We start from the raw sequence: 20,663 nt of genomic DNA, 5'->3' as shown, positions 1-20,663 counted from the left end.
CCATGTCTGACAAGGCCCTGGTCCTGTTCTCGGCCGGCCAGGATTCCACCACCTGCCTGGCCTGGGCACTCGAGCGCTTCGACAGCGTGGAGACGGTCGGCTTCGACTATGGCCAGCGCCACGGTATCGAGCTGGCGATGCGCCCCGTGGTTCTCGCCGCCCTGCGCGAAGCCTTTCCGGCCTGGGCCGGGCGCCTGGGCGAAGACCATCTCGTCGACCTCGGCATACTCGGCCGCATCAGCGAGACCTCCCTGACGCGCGACGTCGAGATCGCCATGCAGGAGAACGGCCTGCCCAACAGCTTCGTGCCCGGGCGCAATCTGCTCTTCCTGACTTTCGCAGCCACCCTTGCCTATCGGCGCGGTGCCCGCCACCTCGTCACCGGCGTGTGCGAGACCGACTTCTCCGGCTATCCCGATTGCCGCGACGACACCATGAAGGCCATGCAGCTGGCTCTCAATCTCGGCATGGAGAGCCGCTTCGTCATCCACACGCCGTTGATGTGGATCGACAAGGCGCAGACCTGGGCGCTGGCACGGGAACTCGGCGGCGACCGTCTGGTGGACCTCGTCCGCGAACACACCCACACCTGCTACAATGGCGATCGCAGCCACCGGCACGACTGGGGCTATGGCTGCGGCACCTGCCCGGCCTGCGAACTGAGGTCCAGCGGCTACCGGCGCTTCATGGCCGAGAGCGGCTCCTGAGGCGAGGACCCGGGCCGCCACAGGCGCGAGGACAAGGGCTGGGCAAGATGATTGACCCGCGCGTCATTGCGAGCGCAGCGAAGCAATCCATGAGCCACGGACACCACGTTTTCCATCTCTGGATTGCTTCGCTGCGCTCGCAATGACGGTGCTTGATCGGTCAAGCATCAATATCGTTGGTATGACGCCGCGTTCTCCGCCTCATCGTATCGCCTGCGGCCAGCCGCCCGTCCTCACTTGCTGCCGGGCGGTACCTGGAAATAGCTGCCGTCGGCCGAGCCGTTCATGCCGCAATAGCCCACGCTGCGCTCGGTCGCACCGGCCGGAAATACGGTCTCGGCCTTGAGGCTGGCGCCCTCGTGGGTGAGCTTGAGGATCGAGGCCTCGCCGTCTTGCTTGACCTCGAGAACGCCGCCGGCGTCCCGCCCACTGCCCGAGACCTCGCAGACCCAGCGCCCCATCACCGGCTCGACGACATCGCCCGAGACCGTCAGGCTGCCATCCGGCTTGGCCTCGATGTCGAAGCCGCCCGCATTGTTGCGCCAGCTGCCGACGAAGCCGCCCTGCGGCTTGACCCTGATCCCCTTCAGGAAACGCGCCCGCTCCGTGAGACGCTCCTTCAGCGTGCGAAAGGCGCCAACCCCTTCCTTGCTGGCGCCCGCCTCGTCGCGGGCGCCGACGAACCAGCGCTGGTCGGCGGCAAGCGCCGCGGCGGCCTGGGGATCGAGGGCCTTGCGCAGCCGCTCATAGGCGACGGCGATCTCGGCATCGGCTTTCGACAGGGCCGGACTGGCGCAGATCGCCTTCTCTACCTCGGTCGAGGCCTTGCGGCAATCGAAGGAAGGCTTGCCGGCAGCCAGGGCGATCGCGGGCATGGCGATGACCGGCAGGAGGCAGGCGACGGCCAGACCATGCCCGATCATGGCTTTGCCCCGGTTTCGATGGTGGAGAACAGATCCGTCTCGATATCACCCTTCTCACCCTGCGGCTTGACACCGCCGGCCGGCCGATAATGGCCGTTGTCATAGATCAGCTCGAAGCGTGCCGGTTTGCCGGGCCGCTTGTCGAAGCTGCATTCGCCGGCAACCTTCTTGGAGGTTTCGTGGCTGACGGTCTGCTCGACCGTGAGGTCGCGATAGCCGAGCTCGACCTTGGGCCCGAGCTTGACGGTGCGCGTCACCGCGGTGGACTCGCCCTCGCAATCGCCATTGTTCTCGCCATTGCTGCGCTCGACGATCAGCCCGTCCAGCACGCGCTCGATGCGTCCCTTGTCGAAGGTGTACATCCACAGCGCCTGCTCCTCATAGGGATTGACGCGCGAACTGCCCGATTGCGAGGTGCGCAGGCCGAAGGCACGCAGCCCGTCGCCGACGTCGTAGCGGGCGGTGTCCAGGCTCATCGAGCCGAACTGGATGGCATCCGAAAAGGCCATGCCCTTCTCCAGCCGCCGCGCGACGGGATTGCCGGTGGCGACATCGGCGATGATGATCTCGACATCACCCTTGTTCTCGCCCTCGATCGGCGGCTTGGCCTCGATCAGCGGCACCGCCGCCAGCATCAGTTCGGGGCGATAGGGCCAGGCCTTGCAGACCACGTCGTCCGGGTTGATCGAGCGATCATAGGCACCGCCCTTGATCAGCAGGCCGTTCTCGCTTTGCTGTGCATCGGGATAGGCCTGCTTGAGCAGGGCATCGGTGATGTCGCAATCGGCCAGGGCCTGGCCGGGCAGCATCAGGGCCAGGGCAGCGGCACCGAGGGCGAACTGGAGCTTCATGTCGGGATGATTCCATTCCGGAGGGGCGGTTCCACATCTAACACGGGCTGGAACCGGCACAATCTCTTGCACCCTCTGGTCCGCGACCTCAGTTTCGGCGGGTACAGGGGGCACCCGCCCCGCGATTGCCTGGCCGGCATCGCCCCGGTAGGCTCGCCCCATGCCTCTCGACACAGATTCCCTGCGGACCTTGTTCAGCCGCCGCCTCGACACTCTCTATGCCACCGACGACCGGGGACGCCTGCTGCACAGCAATGAGTGGGATTCCCGCCCGGCGCCCCGCTTCCACCTGATGCGCACGCCGGCCGGGCCGCTGTTTCGCTGCCGCGCCAACATGCCGGATGCCGTGGTTGCACGCCTCGGCGAGCTCTGCCGCGGCGAGGTGCTGGGCGAGGTGCCGCAGCAACCGCCGGCCCGGCAGCAGGCCTATCTGGACCTGCTCGGCCACCAGGCTGCGGTGACGCAGATCTGGGCCGGGCCGGTCTACCGGGCGGACGCCGTGCCACCGCCATCCCCGCCGCTCGTGGCCATCCATGAGGGCAATGCCGAATTGCTGCGGCCGCTCTTTCCCGACTGGCTGGCGGACGTGCCGCACCGGCGGCCTTTCCTGGCGATGGCCGAAGGCGATCGCGCCGTGGCGCTCTGTGCCAGCGTGCGCATCTCGGACGCGGTGCATTGCGCCGGGGTCGAAACCCATGCCGATTACCGCCGCCGGGGCCATGCCGCCACGGTCGTTGCCGGCTGGGCACAGGCGGTGCGGGCGCTGGGCGCCGTGCCCTTCTACAGCACATCCTGGGACAACCAGGCCTCGCGCGCCGTCGCCGCCCGCCTCGGTCTGCCCCTGGTCGCGACGGACTTCCATGTCCGTTGAGGCAGCGGGAAAGCCGGCCATCGCCAGCGATGGCGGGTGTTACGCCAACGGCATAGCTGCTTGCCCGATCAAGCATCGTCATTGCGAGCGTAGCGAAGCAATCCAGTGCCGGGAAACGTGGTGGCCATGGCTCCTGGATTGCTTCGCCATGCCAATCCTATGGATTGGCAGAGCTCGCAATGACGCGTGGGCTAAACATCGTGGCGGTTGGTCTTACTGCCCGTCGCCCAGGGCCGAGGCCCAGTCCTTCTTGACCTGGGCGATGCGCGCCACATAGGCGCGCTCGATGCAGGGGGCGCCGGTGCAGATGTCGCGCACCGTCTCGCGCCAGCGGGTCTGGTCCTTGCCGAAGGGGTCGCTGGCCGCGCCGGTCTCGCCGTCGATCCCGCGCGTCTCGCCCTCGATGGCCTGGTAGAGCCGGTTCATCTCATCATCGAGGCGGGACAGTTTCGGATAGGCGCAGATCAGCTTCTCGACGGCCGTATGCGCCTTGCGGCAGTCGAAGCCGGCGGCCTGGGCCGGGCCTTGCAAGGCAAGGGTTGCGACGGCCGTGGCGGCAATCATGATAAAACTTGCAGGACGGATCATCCGGAACTCCCAAGGCGACGAACACCCCGTCGCTAGCACAGGGACACCGGCCTTGTCGTGCCGCGGGGAACGTCGTCACCCTGCTGACAGGACGTTGTCAGCAAGTTTCCGACGACAGCCCTTCCCCCCGCGCGTGACTCACCCCATTATCAGGGCATGTCCGATACACCCAAAGCCCCCTCCTCGAGCAAGACCCCTGCTCCGAAGAAACTCCGCACGCCCAAATCCAAGGCGGCGCGGCCGGCCTTGCCCTCGCTCGACGAGCATCTGAAGGCCCTGCTCAATCCCGGCCTGCTCAAGGAAGCCAAGAGCAGCCTGCGCGACGACGAGAAGCCGGGGTTCGGCGAGGGGCCGCAGAGCGGCTTCGACACCGGCGCCGTCACCGGCCTCGACCCCGAGCTTGCCGCCAAATTGGGCGTGCCCTCGGCCGGCGGGGGCGCGGAGATGGAGGGCCGTACGGTCAAGCGCAAGCCAGCCGACAAGAAGGCGCGCGCCAAGGATGGCGGCGAACTCGATCCGGACGGGCTCGACAAGCTCGGCGGCTCGGCCGGCACCATCAAGGCGCTCTCCGAGCTGCTGGAGGGCGGCGACCCGCGCATGGTCGGCAAGCCGGTGTGGACGCCGCACCGCCCCGCGCGCCCCGACAAGAGCGAAGGCGGCATCCGCCTGGACCTCGTCTCGGAATACAGCCCGGCCGGCGACCAGCCTACCGCCATCGCCGATCTGGTCGAGGGCCTGCAGAGCCATGAGCGCGACCAGGTGCTGCTCGGCGTCACCGGCTCGGGCAAGACCTTCACCATGGCGCAGGTGATCTCCCGCACCCAGCGCCCCGCCTTGATCCTGGCGCCCAACAAGACGCTGGCGGCCCAGCTCTATGGCGAGTTCAAGTCGTTCTTCCCCAACAATGCGGTCGAATACTTCGTCTCTTATTACGACTACTACCAGCCCGAGGCCTATGTGCCGCGCACCGACACCTATATCGAGAAGGAGTCCTCGATCAACGAGCAGATCGACCGCATGCGCCACTCGGCCACGCGCTCGCTGCTGGAGCGCGACGACGTCATCATCGTCGCCTCGGTCTCCTGCATCTACGGTATCGGCTCGGTCGAGACCTACACCGCCATGACCTTCTCGATGAGCGTGGGCGAGCGCGTCGAGCAGAAGCAGCTGATCGCCGACCTCGTCGCCCTGCAATACAAGCGCATCAGCGCCGATTTCGGCCGCGGCACCTTCCGGGTGCGCGGCGACGTCATCGAGCTCTTCCCGGCCCACTATGAGGACCGCGCCTGGCGCATCAACCTGTTCGGCGACGAGATCGAGAGCATCGGCGAGTTCGACCCGCTCACCGGCCAGAAGATCCAGGACCTGCAATCGGTCAAGGTCTACGCCAATTCGCATTACGTCACGCCGCGCCCGACGCTGAACCAGGCGATCAAGGGCATCAAGGACGAGCTCAAGGTCCGGCTGCAGCAGCTCTACACCGGCGGCCGCCTGCTGGAGGCCCAGCGCCTCGACCAGCGCACCACCTTCGACCTGGAGATGATGGAGGCCACCGGCTCCTGCGCCGGCATCGAGAACTATTCGCGCTGGCTCACCGGCCGCCTGCCCGGCGAGCCGCCGCCGACCCTGTTCGAATATCTGCCCGACAACGCCCTCGTCTTCACCGACGAGAGCCACGTCACCGTGCCACAGATCGGCGCCATGTACAAAGGCGACTTCCGGCGCAAGGCGACCTTGGCCGAATATGGCTTCCGCCTGCCCTCCTGCCTCGACAACCGTCCGCTGCGCTTCGAGGAATGGGACGCGATGCGCCCGCAGACCGTGCATGTCTCCGCCACCCCCGGCAAATGGGAGCTGGAGCACACCGGCGGCGTCTTCGCCGAGCAGGTGATCCGCCCAACCGGACTGATCGATCCAGTATGCGAAATCCGCCCGGCCCGCACCCAGGTCGACGATCTCCTCGGCGAGGTGCAGGAGGTGGCGCGCAAGGGCTATCGCAGCCTCGTCACCGTGCTGACCAAGCGCATGGCCGAGGACCTCACCGAATATATGCACGACCACGGCGTGCGCGTGCGCTACATGCATTCGGACATCGACACCATCGAGCGCATCGAGATCATCCGCGACCTGCGCCTCGGCGCCTTCGACGTGCTGGTCGGCATCAATTTGCTGCGCGAGGGCCTCGACATTCCCGAATGCGCTTTGGTCGCCATCCTCGACGCCGACAAGGAAGGTTTCCTGAGGTCGGAAACCTCGCTGGTGCAGACCATCGGCCGCGCCGCCCGCAATGTCGACGGCCGCGTGCTGCTCTATGCCGACAACATGACGGGATCGCTGGAGCGCGCCATCGCCGAGACCAACCGCCGCCGCGAGAAGCAGATGGCCTGGAACCAGGCCAACGGCATCACGCCGGAGAGCGTCAAGCGCTCGATCGCCGACATCACCAATTCGGTCTATGAGCGCGACCGCGTCACCGTCGACAAGGGCCTGGCCGACAATGTCGCCACCGTCGGCCATAATTTCGAGGCCGTCACCGCCGACCTCGAAAAGCGCATGCGCGACGCCGCCGCCGACCTGCGCTTCGAGGAGGCCGCCCGCCTGCGCGACGAACTCAAGCGCCTGCGCGAGACGGAGATGGCCGTCGCCGACGACGGCTCCGCGCGGCAGGTCAATGTGCGCCAGAAGGCCGGCGCCTATAAGGGCCCGAAGGCCTATGGCGACGCCGCGAACCTGCCGAAGACGCGGGCCGCCAAGCCGGGGCTGGACAGCATGGGCCCAGGCACGGATCGAGAAGTGCCGCTAGGGGCCGAGGCAAGAAAGAAGGGTGGTGGCAAGCCTGGACGGGGGTGGAAGAGATGAGGTCTTTGCCTCAAACAGTGCGCTTCTCAACTTGCGATACCCAAAAGTATTTCTACTCACAAGATGCTTGTGCCGTTTTCAATTGACTCACCAGGTCCTCAGCTCATGTAACACCAAGAACTCAATTTTTCATTCGATAAGCGCACAAACAGCGCAAGAGTGTTGTCGTTATGAATAATCAGGTGGTATGTTTAAATAGAATCTTCTGTACCGATCGTGGGGGGAAATGAATGCCATCTCATCCGTATATATCCGGCCCAGGCAATGTTACACAGATGATAGGGTTTCTTCGGAAGAATTTTCCACCAACAATTAATTCAGAGACGGTAAAGAAATTTTCATTGGCACCAAACAATGAAAGTTACGTCATTAACGCTCTTCAATTCATAGGAATTATAGACGAAGACGGAAAACGAACAGAAAAAGGTCATGATATATTTGTTCTTGGGGACGATGCGTTTTCAAAATCGTTCGGTAAACTCGTCAAGGAAGCATATAAAGATCTTTTCGATTTACGTGGCGAAGAAGCTTGGACTCTCGGAAAGAATGAACTCGTCACCTATTTTCGTACCACCGACAAAACAAGTGAAATTATTGGTGGTCGACAAGCAGGTTTGTTCCAAGCATTTCGAGCTTTATCTGGCTATGAACAGACTACTGAAAAAGCAGCTTCCAATAGCATTTCCAAAGCGAAGCCTTTAAAGTCAAAGCCCAGCATACAGTCTCAGAAGAAGACCAAATCCGCTGAATCAAATATCGCCCAGCCAGTATCAATAGCTTCCGAACCTATCGTCAATCCACGCAGCATGGCGATGACGGTACGAATCGAAATTAATCTGCCAGCAAATGGCACTCAAGAAGTTTATGATTCAATTTTTAAAAGCATCCGGGCGAACTTGATCAATGAATAACTCGCTCAGCGTATTCGAGAAAATTGTTCGCCGCGCAAGAGAGCTGAGTGTCGTCACGGATATTCTACAGGTTAACACACATCCGTTTGATGAGCGCAATATCCATCCGGAGATTAGCAAGGTCAGCCTAAAATTATTTGATGACGGCCACTTCTCACAAGCGACATTTGAAGCGTTTAAGCTGGTTGATATATATGTAAAGAAGCTTTCCGGAATAAATGATAGTGGATACAAGTTGATGATGGCTGCGTTCTCCGACAGTAATCCAAAAATTAAGTTAACTCAGCTGATTACACAAAGCGATATCGATGAACAGGCAGGGTATAAGTTCATTTTCGCGGGATCCATGTCTGCGATCCGCAACCCTCGAGGTCATGATATAAATATTGATCCAATAGACCGGTGTTTAGATCATCTATCTCTAGCATCTACACTTCTAAGAAGACTGGAGGAGCGCGTACCTTGATGGAATTACTGGGTTACGGCGACAATGCATTCTATTGACATCACGGACTCTAGCTCTTGTGGGCCATGATCCAGCGATGGCCCTCCGGCTCCTTGGCCGTGGCGCATAAGACGGCTCTATTACCGGGTTACGGTGACAGTGCATTCTATTGACATTACGGAATCTAGCTCTTGTGGGCCATGAGCCAGCGATGGCCCTCGGGCTCCTTGGCCGTGGCGCAGAAAACGGCTCTGTTACCGCCTGCAACGCCGCCACATTGACGCCAAGCCTCGGTATACTTGGCGATCTGAGTAGCGCACCTGTCCACTTGGTCGGGCGCAGCGTTCTTGAGGCAGTCATCCCTGGAATCGATGGCATCCCGCTGCATGTTCATGCAGCGTCTTTGTGTTGGTGTGAACGGTACCCATGGCGTTGCGCCACACGCCTGAAAGGCATGTTTCGCTTGGGCCTCCGTCACCTGGTTCGGACCTTGCCCAGCGCAGCCAGCCAGCCCCAACACTCCGAAAATCACTGGAATCATCAGACGCATTCTGTTCCCCCTCTATCGCTCCCCATTCAGGAGCGCCGTCCGTACTATTACTCCACAGTACTCCTCATTCACCCATCACGGCGTCTCCAGCGGATGCATGTGCTCGAGTCGCAGCTCGGCCAGATCCGAGGCCTGGGAGAATTCGTCGAGGTCGATGCTGAGCGTCCCCGGCTGCCTGAGGCGATAGAGGCCGAGCTTGATGGATTGCATCCCCGGATCGGCCTTGGGATCGATGGGCGGCCGGGTGCCGAAATCGCCGCTGACACGCACGATCTTCCGGCCGTCGGCCCAGACTTCGAGCAGGGCGCCGACCGGCCTGCCGGACGGGTCGTGGTGCGCGCCCCTGATATGATAGACCATGTCGACCCAGCCATCCCTCGGTGAGGGCAACCGCCGATCCGACACCGACTCGATACGAACCAACGCGCTCGGACAGTCGAGATATTTCGGGAGGTCGGAAAGGAAGGCAAACCCTCGCAGGTAATCGGCGACACGATTCACGCCGCTGCGCAGATCCACCGACTCCTCGCCTGGCAATGGCGGCGGCAAGGGAGCATTGGCGGAGAGTAGGCCGGTCAGAACTTCCGCCTGTCTCTGCTGCCCTATTTCGCCCCGTATGATCGCGACAGTTTTTTCGCGCACCCGATCGTCGGAGGTGTCCAGGGAGCCGAGAAACCTCTGGGCTGCAAGCATCTCGACCACGTTTTTGCGTTCCGTCGCAACGAAGCAGCGCCCGTCGGCCGCTTCCACGGAAATTGTGAAAATGCCGTCATCGTAGCGCTGCGCCACGAACGGGCTGTCATTGCCCGGTCCCTTCCATTGACCGATGACAATGCGGTGGCTGCCGGTGTCAGCGACCTGCCCCCGGATGCGGAAGCTGAACGCATACCAGCTGTCGGAGCCGTAAGGGAGCGCCGCGCTCCTGGCGACCTGCAATTCGGCCCGCTGGCAGCCGCCCGCCGGCATTTCCTCGAGCGGGCAATCATTGCCGCCATCGGCGTCCGTCGTGACGATCGAGATGGCGCCCGCGGTTCCGCCGATGCCGGGGAAGAGAGGTTGCACCTGCTTCGACGGATAGCCGCCGACGAACTTGCCGAAGCTCCACAAGGCTGGGTCGGCGCTGCCGCTGTCGAACCCGTCATGGCGATCGCCGGCCCGGCAACCTCCGGCCAGGCTTAGCGAGATCAGCAAGCCGGCAATCAACCACCGCATGCGGTGCTTCCCAATCGCGCGAACATCATGCAAAGCTGAGGTGGAGTCAAAACGATGGTTAGGGTTGCCCCCGAAGGGCCTCAACTGCGGACGGGAAATGTTCTCAGCGCCCACGCCATAGCCGCGGGTGCCTTACGAATCCGACATGCTTGGATGTTGGGTGCGGGCACAGTCTTTAGGCATTGAAGTGTGGCCGTAATATATTGACCCACATGCCGCATACAGTCGTCCCACTCGGATGTGCCTGGTGACTTCAAACGAGAGCAGAAGGCCGACAATGATGCTTTCGACGGTCTGTCGTGCGCATCGATCGAAATCTTCTGGCTCGGAGACGCACAGCCAGCAAGAGCAATCGCGATGCCCAATAGAATGATGTGTTTCATGCTTACCCCAAGCACGTCACCCTGAGTTACGGTGGCAGTTTACTTGACTTTCCTGTTCCGAACAGGGGTACGATATAACTCGCCCTCATTTTCCCCGCGATACTTCCAGGCCCTTGGCTTCCGTGCCATGTTACCGCAGCCGCGACCTGCACCAGCCCGGAATCGGGCCAGGAGATCATGATGCCCACGCATAGAACCTACGCCTTCGTCGCCGCGGCGATGCTGCTTGCCGGCGGAACCCAGGCTGCCTGGGCGGCCGAGGCCGTGCCGGCCGCATTGCAGCCGCCGGCCGGCTACACGCTTGTTTTCACCGCCAAGGCCAGGGGCCTGCAGGTCTATACCAGCGCGGCGGAAGCCGGCGCGGCGCCGAAATGGGTGCTCGAGGCCCCCGTGGCGGAACTGGCGGCGAAACAAGGCGCCGTGCATCATTATGCTGGCCCCTCCTGGGAGGCCGCCGATGGCAGCAAAATCGTGCGCGACAAGGATACGGCCGTGGTGACGGTGCCGGCCAGGAAGGCCAGTGCCGACATTCCCTGGCTGCTCATCAAGGTCACGGCCGATCCGGCGGCCGGCGCGCTGAGCAAGGTCGGCTATGTGCAGCGCATCGCCACCCATGGCGGCGTCGCTCCGGCCACGCCGCCCGTTCGCACAGGGACGAAAGTCGGCGTGCCCTACACCGCCACCTATGCGTTCTTCGCCAAGACCAACTAAGCCGGCGCCAGTAAATCCTGGCCGATACGGGCAACGGCGCGTCATCCCCTTCCCACGGCCTTCGGTCGTGCCGGGAAAGACGGGTCAACCCGCCGCCTCGATTTCAGCCAGACGTGACGACGTGTCAGGACCGTCGCTTCAGCAGTTCCGCGAAAGTCGTGCGCTGCCGTGGCAGGACGAAAGGTACGGCACCGCGCTTGCCCAGGCCGAAAGGATCGCCCGCCACGCGCTCGACGACATGGCCCTGATAGAGGGCGATCCCCTCACATTCCCAGTTGCCGCCATAGTTGAGCGTGAGCGGATTGTAGGTATTGGCGCCGTATTGGAAGCAGATGTTGTCCTGGAAACCGGTGGTCGGATCGGCGCCGACGAGACGCCAGCGGCCCTGCAGCACGATACCGTTGCCGGGATACCAGAGGGCGGTCCTGCCATCCTTGCTGAAATATTCGACCTGCGTGCCATGGGCGCTGAACGTCATGTTGGTCGTGCCGCCCTGGAATGTCTTCTTGGTCTCCGCACTCGGTGGCGTCGTGCTGTTGGCATTGACGCCGACCAAGGGCGCACAGCCGGCCAGCAAGACCGACATCCCCAGTGCTACAATGAAATTCCGTAACATCGCCAGCCCCACGGTAAAACACCAGCGAACACACCATGTTTTATTCGAAATTGAAACTATAGAGACAGTGCTCGCCGTCTTTTGTTTCGCGACACGCTCGATCGACACTTATCACCCGTTTACCGGCCCCTCCCCCAAGTGACGCAATGTGCAATGACGAGTTATGCCGGCCTATAGCGCCACCAGCGGCCAGAAGCTGATCTTCCTCGACCTGAGAAACGCCGATTCACCCTGCATCGGGTCCATGTCGGTGTAGGTATTGCCCATCCGATCCTTGTTCCACAAATCGATGTGCCCGCCCCACATCGAGGTTTGCCCCTTGATGCTGAAATAATGCGTGAACAGGATGATGCCCTGGCGGCCTTCGACGAATTTGAACGCGGCCAGACCAGGCATCGGTTCGGGCGAGAATGGGGGCTTTGCCTCCCAGACATAGGCCTTCCCCTTGGCCCAGGACCAGGTTGGAAAATCATAGGGGTTCGAAAAATGATGCCGGTGATCGGCGCCGGGAAGCTGGCAGGACGAGCCCCAGCATCCCTTGAACGACACGCCGCTCAGATGCAGGGCCTCGCAGAGCCGGACGAAACACTGCATGTTGCGCAGCGGTGCCTCGCCATTGTTGCAGGGATAGTGCACGGCGCCGTTTGTCGGGCTCATCGGATGGTTGTTCCACATCTCCTGAAAGCTGCCGACATGCCGGCCGGGCGCCGCGGGCAAGACGAGCAGCTTCGAATTCGCCTTGACGCTGACGGGCAGTGACGGCGCGTAAGTGGCGCCCATCTTCCCGGCTTGTGAGACCCAGTAGAAAGCATCCAGTTCGGTATCACCGGCGGACTTGCCGCAAATCTGGAAAAAGAACCGCCCATGAGCCTCGATCGGAACATTATCAGCCGCGACCTTCGCCATGTCATAGACGTCGATATATTTCTTCTTGGTCACATCGCCCAGATGAACGCATTGCTGGCTGACGGCAATGTCCGAGTTCCGTGCGATCACGCCCACTTCGACCATGGGCTGCAAATTGAATTTCTTCAGGCCGACGATCCTCGTTTCACCGACAGCGAGATCGATCCGGTGAACCGGCTTGCCATGAATATCGACAAAATTGTCCATGGAAATTCTCCGCGAGCCTGATCTTCGAACCCCTGTGCGTTGAATTCGCGACGCCTGTCATGGAGCTGGTTTTGAGGATTGCGGATCCATAGTGAAGACCGAAGCCGTGACAGGCCCGTGAAAAGCAGCACGAGACCATCAAAACAGTCGTTGAAAACATCGTCCGGCGGTGCGTACCTTATCGGCGAACTATCCATGCCTGAAATACCCGACTTCGTAGCAGAAAGCCTCGCTCTGCATCGCATCCGTGCGCGTCTATAGTGACTGTCGATTTCAGCAAGCACCCTTTTCCTGCCGTGAGTTCCTCAATCCTTTTCACGCCGCGACGCAGTGCGAGGTCACGGAAGTAAAACCGCGCGACCATACCTATCCGCCTGAGATCTGCTGTCCAAATGGGAGGGGCTGCCATGGCTGATTGCATCGTGATTTCGCAAGCATCACTTTTTCCGGATCCCGACGATTCCTCCGTGGCGCTGGTCAGCCTCGCGGCGGGCGACCGGGTTTCGCAGCTGCGGGAGTTGTCGAGCTGGGCCAAGGTCTCGTTCACCGACAAGGCCATCCAGACCTATCTCGGCTGGCTGCATGCCGACATGCTGAAGATCGCGCAGGCGACGGCGTTCAAGCTCTATGACGAGCCGCTGGGCACGCCCAGGCCAGTCTCGGGCAGCATCATCGAGGAACGCGCCCAGCTGCCGCCCTGGAAGAAGGTGCGGATCCGGCTGGAAGACGGCAGCGCCGCCGAAGGCTGGATCGACACCAACGACCTGCCGGCCGGAGGCTCCGGCGACGCCGGCGGAGAGGAGGCCGAGGGGCCGGGTTCCGATGCCGGCGACGAGCTCAGCCTGGGGCCGAACGAGGTCTATCGCGCGCCCCTGCTCAAGGCCCACGGCATCACCGACATCGATGCTGCCGCGCTCGCCGCCCTCATCGATGCCGAGGCGGCGAAACTGCCAAGCGGCCAGTGGAACAGCAACTCCAAGGCCGGCACCAGCAGCGCGGCCGGGCTCACCCAGTTCCTCGACAGCACCTGGGCCTCGCACGCCACCAACAAGAAGACGCTGCTGAACCAGGTCTGCAAGGCCAAGGGCTTCATCGACGCCGGCAACGACATCGTGGCCGCGCGCAGGCAGGCCCTGCTCGACCTGCGCTTCGATCCCGAACTCGCGATCGTCTCGGCGGCCGAATACGGCCTGTTCAACCTGGGCGCCCTGATCGCCGAGGGGCTGGTCGACGACCAGATCGGCGACGACGAGAAGGCCCGCTTCATCTATATCGCCCACCATGAAGGGCTGGGCGGCGCACAGGCCTTCCTGAAACAGACGCGCTCCTACACCTTCAGCGACCTGGTCACCCAGATCGGGCGCAGCAAGGCGCAGTCCTATGTCGACGCCGCCGGCGGCGACACCACGCGGGCCTATCGGGCCTGGCTGAACGACTATGTCGACAGCCATATCGTGCCGGCCAAGTTCCGCAAGAGCGGCTCCGCCGCCGAGGCCACGGGCGGCGGCACGACCGCGCTGTCGCAATTCAATGGCGCCGCCATCGCGGTGGCCGAGCTCGGGGGCAAGACCGGCCTGGTCAAGGCGATCCAGTGGCGGCTGTCGGAGCTGGGCTTCCTCGACCCGCCCGCCGACGGCAAGTTCGGCCCGGTCTCGCTCTGGGCCCTGAGCGAATTCTGCGACCTCAACGGCATCTCGCTCGGCGGCGGCTTCAGCAGCGCCATCGCCCGCCGGCTGCTCGAGCCGACGGCGCTCCTGCCCGAGATCGCCGCGACCGGAACCTGGTTCGACAAGGTCATCGCCTATATGAAGGAGCAGAAATACTTCATCTGCCGCCATCCCGACTGCAAGAACATCGCCTATCTCGAAGGGGTGAATGCGGACGGCACGCTGAACGACGACAGGCACAACGTCTTCAACGACCTGAGGATCGTCTTCGCCATCGACAAGAACGGCCATCCGGATTTCGAAGATTCGCTCTGGGAAGGCACCACCGAGCCCGGCGATTTCTGGACCATCCATCCGATGAATCCCAAGGGGGCGGCTAGGATCGCCTTCAACCAGTACAAGGCCTGGGTGGTCGGCACCCATCATGCCGGCTCGTCGTCGGCCCACGAGGCCCTCGTCCAGGCCGAGCCTCTCAGCGTCTTCCGCGACCTCAACAAGGACTTCCAGCGCACCGGCGACCGGCTCGATACCGGCCTGTTCGCCATCAACCAGCATTGGGGCTATGACGCGCCGCAGGGCGACCTCGGCCGCACCAGCGCCGGCTGCCTCGTCGGCCGCACCAAGAACGGCCACCGCCAGTTCATGACGCTGATCAAGGCCGATCCGCGCTATGGCGTGAACCGCGGCTACAAATTCGTGTCCGCCATCATGCCGGGTGACAAGGTGCTGGGCTGAGGGGGTGGAGGCGCGGTGACGTTCGGCTCGTGCGTTTTTGCGGGCCGCCCCTCACCACGGCTTCCACCAGGGCTTCTTCGCTGTGCGGGGCTTGATGACGCCCTCGACCTTGGCGATTCGCTGCTGGGCGTCGAAGGCAAGCCTGATCTCCGCGCCATCCGTGTCCCGCGCCGCCGAGAGCAGCGCAGGCTCTGCCTGTACCGCAAAGCCCTGCTGGCGCAGGAAGTTTTCGGCCATGCTGCGGTGATCGACCTCGAAATTGCTGACCACCTGCATCAGCACCGTGTTCACCCGCTCCGGGGCCACCGGCGCGCGGATCGAGGCGGGCAGGTTCTCAAGCAGAAGAAAGACGGCGCCGCCCTGATAGGGTGCCCGGTAGTAGCAGCTCCTGTCCAGGAGAGCGCCGCACAGCATGGCGAGCATGTGGTCGGTGATGCGGTCGAGCGTGAATTTCGGCTCGACGAATTCACCGATGCCGCGCTGGCTGCCGACGTCCTTGATGCGCAGGTTCGCCGCGAGGACGGCAGCCGGCAAGCCGCTCTGCTGGTTGGCCCAGGCCCACAGCCAGCTGTTGTCCTGGTCCGAGCAGGTGCCGAGGACCTGGATCGGGAAGGAAAGATCGCTGCCGAAGGTGATCTCGCCGCGCCCGATGTCGACGTTCCACGGACGGTCGCCGATCAGATCGCCGAGCGCCAATTGCCGGGCGAAAGCCGAGCCGGCCTCTGCGGAGAACAGGTCGTTCAAGCTGGGAGCCATGGCTGCCTTCCCGGATTGTTGCGTGGATGCCCGGCGGCCGAGCGGCATGATTGCGCCGCCGCATTCCTACAGCCGGGACACGACGGCACAATGTCCAAGGGAACAGGGTCCGAGGGAAGATGGTGCCGCACCATCACGCCGCTGACGCCCTCGCATCGAACCTGCGGCGTTGAATCGCCGCCCGCTTCTCAGCTACCCTCGCCCGGTCAATGCGGAGACTGCCATGCGCTCGCTGTTCCACCTTGCCTATCACGTCACCGATCTCGACCAGGCCCGCCGCTTCTATGGCGAGGTGCTCGGCTGCGAGGAAGGCCGCAGCACGCAGAGCTGGGTCGATTTCGACTTCTTCGGCCACCAAATCTCGCTGCATCTGGGCACGCCCTTCGCCACCAGCCGCACCGGCAAGGTCGGCGACCACCTGGTGCCGATGCCGCATCTCGGCGTGATCCTGCCGCTCGACGGCTGGCTGGCCCTGGCCGCCCGGCTGGAAAAGGCCGGCATCGCCTTCGAGATCCCGCCGGTGATCCGCTTCGAGGGCGAGCCCGGCGAGCAGCGCACCATGTTCTTCCGGGACCCGAGCGGCAATCCGATCGAGATCAAGGGCTTCAAGGATTTCGACGGCGTGTTCGCGCGATAGAGCGTTTTCCAGAAAAGTTGATAGACTTTTCGGTGAAGAAAAACGCGTCAAAACAAAGAATTAGAGAGCAAAGTGCGATTCGGAGAAGTCGCACTTTGCTCCAGGCAGGCCGCGGGCATAAGACGGGCGCCCTTTCAGGCGCCCGCCGTGCCACGGCCCGTGCCGAACGGCCTTACCAGACCGCCTGCACCTCCGGCGCCTTGCGCTTGAGATGCACCTGCTCGTCGACATGATCGACCCAGTCCAACGGCACGAAATGATGCACACCGTCGGGCGAGGTATTCTTGGCAAGCCGGATCTGGTCGTCGCCGAGATCGTCGACCGTGCCGATATTCACGCCATCGGAGGTGATGACCTCCATGTTCTCGCGGATGTCGCCTCCGGCGGTATGGTCGGGGGCAAGCAGCGCGCCGTCCGGGGCCACGGCGGCATAACCCGGCCAGCCGCCCTGGCGCCAGGTCTCGGCCCGCGCCGGCAGGTCGATCGAGCCATATTCCTGCATGATCATCCGGGCGGTTTCGATCTGGTGGCTTTCGGCCTCGACGGTGAGCAGCGTGCCACCGCGGCTCAGGCCCTCGCTGTAGAGGTAGCGTCGCTCGTCGGGAAAGAAGAAGTGCTTGAGCATCGCCCAGAAGCCGCCCTCGTCGCGCTGATGATCGTAGGAGGTGGCGTCTTCGTCGCGCACATAGTCGGAATTCTCGTCCTTCGCATTGAGCGTGATCTGGTCGCGGGCAAACCCGGCCGACAGCAATTGCTCGAGCGCGGCTTGGGCATCGGATCGATTGTCGTAGAAGCCGGTGATGATCTCGGTCATGGCAGTCTTCCTTTGCATCCGACCGTGGAGGCCACGGGTCTTGGGTGAGAGGACGTTCCACCAAGACAATCCCCGAAAGGCCCCTGCGTTCCATCGAAAGCGTAAATCGATGGCAGAAAAGACCAGGCGAACGGCCTGAATCCCCGCTTCAAATAAGCTGATTTGGCGTGCAGGAGGGCGTTCTAGGCGTGCCGATCTGCCGTTCGATTCGGTTCCGGCGAGAGCCCGCCAGCCTCTATTCCCGCACCGCCTCCACCACGCTGACGGCCGACTCGGTCTGCACCACCCGCGTCAGGCGGAAGCCGGCCTTGGCGAGAAGCTGGCGGTATTCCTCTTCCGTGCGCTCCTGGCCGCCGGGAAGGGTCAGCATCACCATGTCGAGCAGCTTGCCGGGATGGGGCGCATCGCCGGCGGGCAGCACCATCTCGACCAGCAGGAGCCGCCCATCGGGCTGCATCGCCTTGTGGACATGGGCGAGGATGGCTAGGCACTGCGCTTCGCTCCAGTCATGGATGACATGGGAAAGCACATAGGCATCGCCCCCGGCAGGAACCGTCTCGAAGAAATCACCGGGCTCGATCGTCACGCGCTCCCGCACGCCGCGCGCCTCGAGCAGGGCCGGCGCCTCGGCCACCACATAGGGCCGGTCGAACAGGACACCGCGCGGTTCCGGATGCCGGGCCAGGATCGCTGCGAGCAGATTACCGGTGGCTCCGCCCACATCGACCACGCTACGGAAGGACGAGAAGTCATAGGCCGCGGCGACGGCTTCAGGTTCCTGGCCATGCACGCCGACCATGGTCTCGCTGAACAGGGAGGCTTCCTCGGGGTGCTGGCCGAGATAGTCGAAGACCGGCATGCCGTGCACCTTCTCGAAGGCGGTCTTGCCGGTCTGTAGCGAATAGATGATTTCGTCGAGGGGGTTGAAGAACCAGGCACTGCCGAAGGTCAGCACCGTGGCCCGTGCTGCGCCCGGCGCGCCGGTCCTGAGCGCCTCGCCCATCTCCGTCAGGGCGAAGCGCCGGTCGGGACGTTCGCCGAGGACCCCCAGGCTGGCCAGGCAGCGCATGAAACGGTGCAGTGAGGGCGCATGCAGACCGAGCGGGCCGGCCAGCTCCTCGGCGTTGCGCGGGCCGGCGCCGAGCTGATCGGCCAGGCCCAGCTTGGCCGCCGCCCAGACCATGCGCGCAACCCAGCTGCCGGTGGCGATCTGGATCAGCTTGACATGCGGGGGAGGCTCCTGGATTGACGAAGGCATGGACTGAGCTGAGGCTGCACGAGTCTTGTCGTCCATGGCACCTCTCCCGGGTGGCTTGTGATGGACAGGATCCACAACCTAAAATAGCACGGGCGGCGATGCCTCGCACGGAATTGATAGGGTTGAATCCTACCGTCCCGGGTCCCTCCCTCTCCCCTGCTCAAGGGCGAACAAGCATCGCCAGCAGCGCTTCAACCTTGCCGAAGCCTTCCAATACCTTGGCATTCTCTACGGCAGTCGCGGCGGAAAGCCTTGCCATCCACACTGCTTCCCCCTGCCTCAAAGTGGGCTCGAAGCTCTGGCAGCGATTAGGCCAGGACTGACCCCATCTTCAGCCAAAAAACGGCCCGGAGAAAACGTTAGCATACGAACAAACATTATTGAGACGTCCTTATGAAATGTTGTTTTCTGCAATACTACTTGGATGTACTCCCTTGACCCGGTTGACATTGCGAAAAGTGGGTATAATCTTCGACGTCAACAGCCCTATTACAGGGAAGAATGGAAGTTGGGGATGTCAATCGTCAGTGTCATTGCCGCCCCAGGCAGAGACCAGCGCGACTTTCGACCTTGATGACCGGATAAAACTGAAATCTGAGGGAGGTTTTCGGACCTCCCTTTTTTATTGCCGTAGGGTTATTGCAGGACCATCGCGCAAAAAAGCAGCCCGTTCCTGCAGGAAGAGGGCCGCAATAATAACCGGCGACAGCCATCCTTGTGCCCTCGGCCTGCGAAAGAGCCTTGCTTTCGGCGACGGCGTTGACGCGGCGATCGATGTCGCGCGGTCAGCCCGTGATACGTCCCCTCCCCGCCATCAGCGCCACGCAGGCCGCCGTCAGCGCAACCATGGCGACATAGCCGATGGCAAGCGGGATCACGGTACCGTCGAACACCTGGCCGATCAGGATGCCGATGGCGGCACCGGGCACCATCTGCAGGAAGCCCTGGGTCGAGGCGGCGGTTCCCGCCACTTCGCCGAGCGGTTCCATGGCCAGGGCGCCGAAATTCGACAGGATCATGCTGAAGACCAGGAACTGCACCGCACTGAGCCCGAAGAACAGCCAGAGCGGCAGCGCCTGCAGCAAGGCCGCGACCAGGATGGCCAAGGCCGCCGCGCCGAACACGCCGAGCGCCAGCCAGGACAGGAACCGCATGCCATAGCGATTGACCAGCTGCGCATTGACCATGCCGCCCAGCGCCGAGCAGGCCGCGCCGCCGGCGAAGAACAGCGGAAACATCGCCTCGACGCCGAAGACGTCGCGATAGATCTGCTGGGAGGAATTGAGGAAGCCCATCAGCGCGCCGAACAAGGCCGCCATGCCGATGATATAGGCGAGCGCAACCCGGTTGGCGAAGACGATGCCGAAGCCTTCGATCACGGCGCCAAAACTGAGTGGGCGCTTGTGCTGGGGCTGCAGCGTCTCGGGCAGGCGCCACCAGACCCAGGCGATCACGATCGCCCCCCAGCCGGCCATGAAGCCGAACAGGCCGCGCCAGTCCATCACCGTCATCAGGCCCTGGCCGAGCGAGGGCGCGAGGATCGGCGAGAGCATCAGCACGGTGAACACCAGCGACATGATCCTGGCCATCTGGTTGCCGGCGAAGACGTCGCGCACCAGCGCGGTGGCAATCACGGCGGAGGCGGCCGCGCCGCTGCCCTGAATGAAGCGCAAGGCGACGAGCGCATTGAAATTCGAGGTGGAGAAGGCGCACAGCGCCGCCACGCAATAGATGCCGAGCCCGACCAGCAGCGGCCCGCGCCGGCCGAAGCGGTCGGACAGCGGCCCGAATACCAGCTGGAGCAGGCCAAAGCCGAGCAGATAGGCCGGGATCACCAATTGCCGCCGGTTGGGATCGGGCTCGCCGAGGCTGGCGCCGATCTGCTGCAGGCCCGGCAGCATGATGTCGATCGCAAAGGCATTGACGGCAACGAGGCTGGCCACCAGCACGATGAATTCCGTGCGCCCGAGCCTGCCCACCACGGGCGCGCGGCTTGTCGTATCGGTCATGATGGGATTCCTATGAAGGGCTTTCATAGGATGATTCCAGGGGTCGC

The 20,663-nt window shown here is 63.0% G+C and carries 18 protein-coding genes and 1 pseudogene; 8 read left to right on the top strand and 11 right to left on the bottom strand.

The window, feature by feature from the left end:
- Positions 1–2: 2 nt before the first annotated feature.
- Entirely contained in the window at positions 3–707 is a 705-nt protein-coding gene (gene queC / locus BA190_RS20310; protein ID WP_068291383.1) for a 7-cyano-7-deazaguanine synthase QueC, read from the top strand.
- A 233-nt stretch (positions 708–940) separates the two neighbouring features.
- Here the strand turns inward: queC and BA190_RS20305 are convergent, their stop codons facing one another.
- Both BA190_RS20305 and BA190_RS20300 read right to left on the bottom strand, forming a co-directional pair.
- Positions 941–1,630: a lysozyme inhibitor LprI family protein gene (locus BA190_RS20305; protein WP_082979908.1), complete on the bottom strand. Its 690-nt coding sequence runs from the start codon at positions 1,628–1,630 to the stop codon at positions 941–943.
- Positions 1,627–2,481, bottom strand: coding sequence for a hypothetical protein (locus BA190_RS20300; RefSeq protein ID WP_068291381.1), 855 nt, complete (start codon positions 2,479–2,481; stop codon positions 1,627–1,629). Before BA190_RS20300 ends, BA190_RS20305 begins: the two co-directional genes overlap by 4 nt.
- Before the next feature lie 160 nt (positions 2,482–2,641).
- On the opposite strand from BA190_RS20300, the gene BA190_RS20295 reads away from it, so the two are divergent.
- Positions 2,642–3,352: a GNAT family N-acetyltransferase gene (locus BA190_RS20295; RefSeq protein WP_068291379.1), complete on the top strand. Its 711-nt coding sequence runs from the start codon at positions 2,642–2,644 to the stop codon at positions 3,350–3,352.
- Positions 3,353–3,565: 213 nt separating this feature from the next.
- Here BA190_RS20295 and BA190_RS20290 read toward each other — a convergent pair whose 3' ends face one another.
- On the bottom strand, positions 3,566–3,940 hold the full coding sequence (locus BA190_RS20290) for a lysozyme inhibitor LprI family protein (protein ID WP_156771614.1): 375 nt from the start codon (positions 3,938–3,940) through the stop codon (positions 3,566–3,568).
- Between the two features lie 156 nt (positions 3,941–4,096).
- On the opposite strand from BA190_RS20290, the gene uvrB reads away from it, so the two are divergent.
- From uvrB to BA190_RS35410, 3 genes are all read left to right on the top strand, one after another.
- Positions 4,097–6,799, top strand: coding sequence for an excinuclease ABC subunit UvrB (gene uvrB, locus BA190_RS20285; RefSeq protein ID WP_068291374.1), 2,703 nt, complete (start codon positions 4,097–4,099; stop codon positions 6,797–6,799).
- A gap of 230 nt (positions 6,800–7,029) precedes the next feature.
- On the top strand, positions 7,030–7,710 hold the full coding sequence (locus BA190_RS35415; RefSeq protein ID WP_162275166.1) for a DUF5343 domain-containing protein: 681 nt from the start codon (positions 7,030–7,032) through the stop codon (positions 7,708–7,710).
- Positions 7,703–8,176, top strand: a complete 474-nt coding sequence (locus tag BA190_RS35410; protein WP_082979906.1) for a TIGR02391 family protein — start codon at positions 7,703–7,705, stop codon at positions 8,174–8,176. Before BA190_RS35415 ends, BA190_RS35410 begins: the two co-directional genes overlap by 8 nt.
- 604 nt (positions 8,177–8,780) lie before the next feature.
- Here the strand turns inward: BA190_RS35410 and BA190_RS20275 are convergent.
- Positions 8,781–10,031: a heparin lyase I family protein gene (locus tag BA190_RS20275; protein ID WP_156771613.1), complete on the bottom strand. Its 1,251-nt coding sequence runs from the start codon at positions 10,029–10,031 to the stop codon at positions 8,781–8,783.
- Positions 10,032–10,477: 446 nt separating this feature from the next.
- Between BA190_RS20275 and BA190_RS20270 the strand changes: the two genes are divergently transcribed.
- Entirely contained in the window at positions 10,478–11,011 is a 534-nt protein-coding gene (locus BA190_RS20270; RefSeq protein ID WP_082979905.1) for a DUF3455 domain-containing protein, read from the top strand.
- Between the two features lie 124 nt (positions 11,012–11,135).
- Here the strand turns inward: BA190_RS20270 and BA190_RS20265 are convergent, their stop codons facing one another.
- A complete protein-coding gene (locus BA190_RS20265; RefSeq protein ID WP_068291367.1) occupies positions 11,136–11,597 on the bottom strand; it encodes a hypothetical protein in 462 nt (153 codons plus the stop codon).
- Between the two features lie 201 nt (positions 11,598–11,798).
- A complete protein-coding gene (locus BA190_RS20260; protein ID WP_068291366.1) occupies positions 11,799–12,740 on the bottom strand; it encodes a T6SS effector amidase Tae4 family protein in 942 nt (313 codons plus the stop codon).
- A 407-nt stretch (positions 12,741–13,147) separates the two neighbouring features.
- On the opposite strand from BA190_RS20260, the gene BA190_RS36050 reads away from it, so the two are divergent.
- Complete coding sequence (locus tag BA190_RS36050) at positions 13,148–15,142, top strand: peptidoglycan-binding domain-containing protein (RefSeq protein WP_162275164.1); 1,995 nt, start codon at positions 13,148–13,150, stop codon at positions 15,140–15,142.
- 51 nt (positions 15,143–15,193) lie between these two features.
- Here BA190_RS36050 and BA190_RS20250 read toward each other — a convergent pair whose 3' ends face one another.
- A complete protein-coding gene (locus BA190_RS20250) occupies positions 15,194–15,898 on the bottom strand; it encodes a DUF6882 domain-containing protein (RefSeq protein WP_068291364.1) in 705 nt (234 codons plus the stop codon).
- A gap of 223 nt (positions 15,899–16,121) precedes the next feature.
- Here BA190_RS20250 and BA190_RS20245 point away from each other — a divergent pair, with 223 nt between their 5' ends.
- On the top strand, positions 16,122–16,535 hold the full coding sequence (locus tag BA190_RS20245; protein ID WP_068291362.1) for a VOC family protein: 414 nt from the start codon (positions 16,122–16,124) through the stop codon (positions 16,533–16,535).
- Between the two features lie 172 nt (positions 16,536–16,707).
- Here BA190_RS20245 and BA190_RS36900 read toward each other — a convergent pair whose 3' ends face one another.
- From BA190_RS36900 to BA190_RS20230, 4 genes and pseudogenes are all read right to left on the bottom strand, one after another.
- Positions 16,708–16,896, bottom strand: a complete 189-nt coding sequence (locus BA190_RS36900) for a DUF2171 domain-containing protein (RefSeq protein ID WP_068291536.1) — start codon at positions 16,894–16,896, stop codon at positions 16,708–16,710.
- A 258-nt stretch (positions 16,897–17,154) separates the two neighbouring features.
- Positions 17,155–17,349: pseudogene (locus BA190_RS36895) on the bottom strand (hypothetical protein); the annotation flags it as partial.
- A gap of 235 nt (positions 17,350–17,584) precedes the next feature.
- Positions 17,585–18,643: a methyltransferase gene (locus BA190_RS20235; RefSeq protein WP_082979904.1), complete on the bottom strand. Its 1,059-nt coding sequence runs from the start codon at positions 18,641–18,643 to the stop codon at positions 17,585–17,587.
- A gap of 749 nt (positions 18,644–19,392) precedes the next feature.
- A complete protein-coding gene (locus tag BA190_RS20230) occupies positions 19,393–20,616 on the bottom strand; it encodes a multidrug effflux MFS transporter (RefSeq protein WP_068291532.1) in 1,224 nt (407 codons plus the stop codon).
- Between the last annotated feature and the right edge of the window lie 47 nt (positions 20,617–20,663).

The organism is Labrys sp. WJW (genome assembly GCF_001676615.1).
Lineage (GTDB): Bacteria > Pseudomonadota > Alphaproteobacteria > Rhizobiales > Labraceae > Labrys > Labrys sedimenti.
This window is presented reverse-complemented; position numbering and strand designations above follow the sequence as displayed.

What these genes read in the sequence shown, in the direction of transcription:
- uvrB (WP_068291374.1), top strand. Translation starts at nt 4,097, where the DNA reads ATGTCCGATACACCCAAAGCCCCCTCCTCGAGCAAGACCCCTGCTCCG.
- BA190_RS20295 (WP_068291379.1), top strand. Translation starts at nt 2,642, where the DNA reads ATGCCTCTCGACACAGATTCCCTGCGGACCTTGTTCAGCCGCCGCCTC.
- BA190_RS20305 (WP_082979908.1), bottom strand. Translation starts at nt 1,630, where the DNA reads ATGATCGGGCATGGTCTGGCCGTCGCCTGCCTCCTGCCGGTCATCGCC.
- BA190_RS20265 (WP_068291367.1), bottom strand. Translation starts at nt 11,597, where the DNA reads ATGTCGGTCTTGCTGGCCGGCTGTGCGCCCTTGGTCGGCGTCAATGCC.
- BA190_RS20250 (WP_068291364.1), bottom strand. Translation starts at nt 15,898, where the DNA reads ATGGCTCCCAGCTTGAACGACCTGTTCTCCGCAGAGGCCGGCTCGGCT.
- BA190_RS20230 (WP_068291532.1), bottom strand. Translation starts at nt 20,616, where the DNA reads ATGACCGATACGACAAGCCGCGCGCCCGTGGTGGGCAGGCTCGGGCGC.
- queC (WP_068291383.1), top strand. Translation starts at nt 3, where the DNA reads ATGTCTGACAAGGCCCTGGTCCTGTTCTCGGCCGGCCAGGATTCCACC.
- BA190_RS20290 (WP_156771614.1), bottom strand. Translation starts at nt 3,940, where the DNA reads ATGATCCGTCCTGCAAGTTTTATCATGATTGCCGCCACGGCCGTCGCA.
- BA190_RS36900 (WP_068291536.1), bottom strand. Translation starts at nt 16,896, where the DNA reads ATGGAGGTCATCACCTCCGATGGCGTGAATATCGGCACGGTCGACGAT.
- BA190_RS20300 (WP_068291381.1), bottom strand. Translation starts at nt 2,481, where the DNA reads ATGAAGCTCCAGTTCGCCCTCGGTGCCGCTGCCCTGGCCCTGATGCTG.
- BA190_RS20270 (WP_082979905.1), top strand. Translation starts at nt 10,478, where the DNA reads ATGATGCCCACGCATAGAACCTACGCCTTCGTCGCCGCGGCGATGCTG.
- BA190_RS35415 (WP_162275166.1), top strand. Translation starts at nt 7,030, where the DNA reads ATGCCATCTCATCCGTATATATCCGGCCCAGGCAATGTTACACAGATG.
- BA190_RS20245 (WP_068291362.1), top strand. Translation starts at nt 16,122, where the DNA reads ATGCGCTCGCTGTTCCACCTTGCCTATCACGTCACCGATCTCGACCAG.
- BA190_RS20235 (WP_082979904.1), bottom strand. Translation starts at nt 18,643, where the DNA reads ATGGACGACAAGACTCGTGCAGCCTCAGCTCAGTCCATGCCTTCGTCA.
- BA190_RS36050 (WP_162275164.1), top strand. Translation starts at nt 13,148, where the DNA reads ATGGCTGATTGCATCGTGATTTCGCAAGCATCACTTTTTCCGGATCCC.
- BA190_RS35410 (WP_082979906.1), top strand. Translation starts at nt 7,703, where the DNA reads ATGAATAACTCGCTCAGCGTATTCGAGAAAATTGTTCGCCGCGCAAGA.
- BA190_RS20260 (WP_068291366.1), bottom strand. Translation starts at nt 12,740, where the DNA reads ATGGACAATTTTGTCGATATTCATGGCAAGCCGGTTCACCGGATCGAT.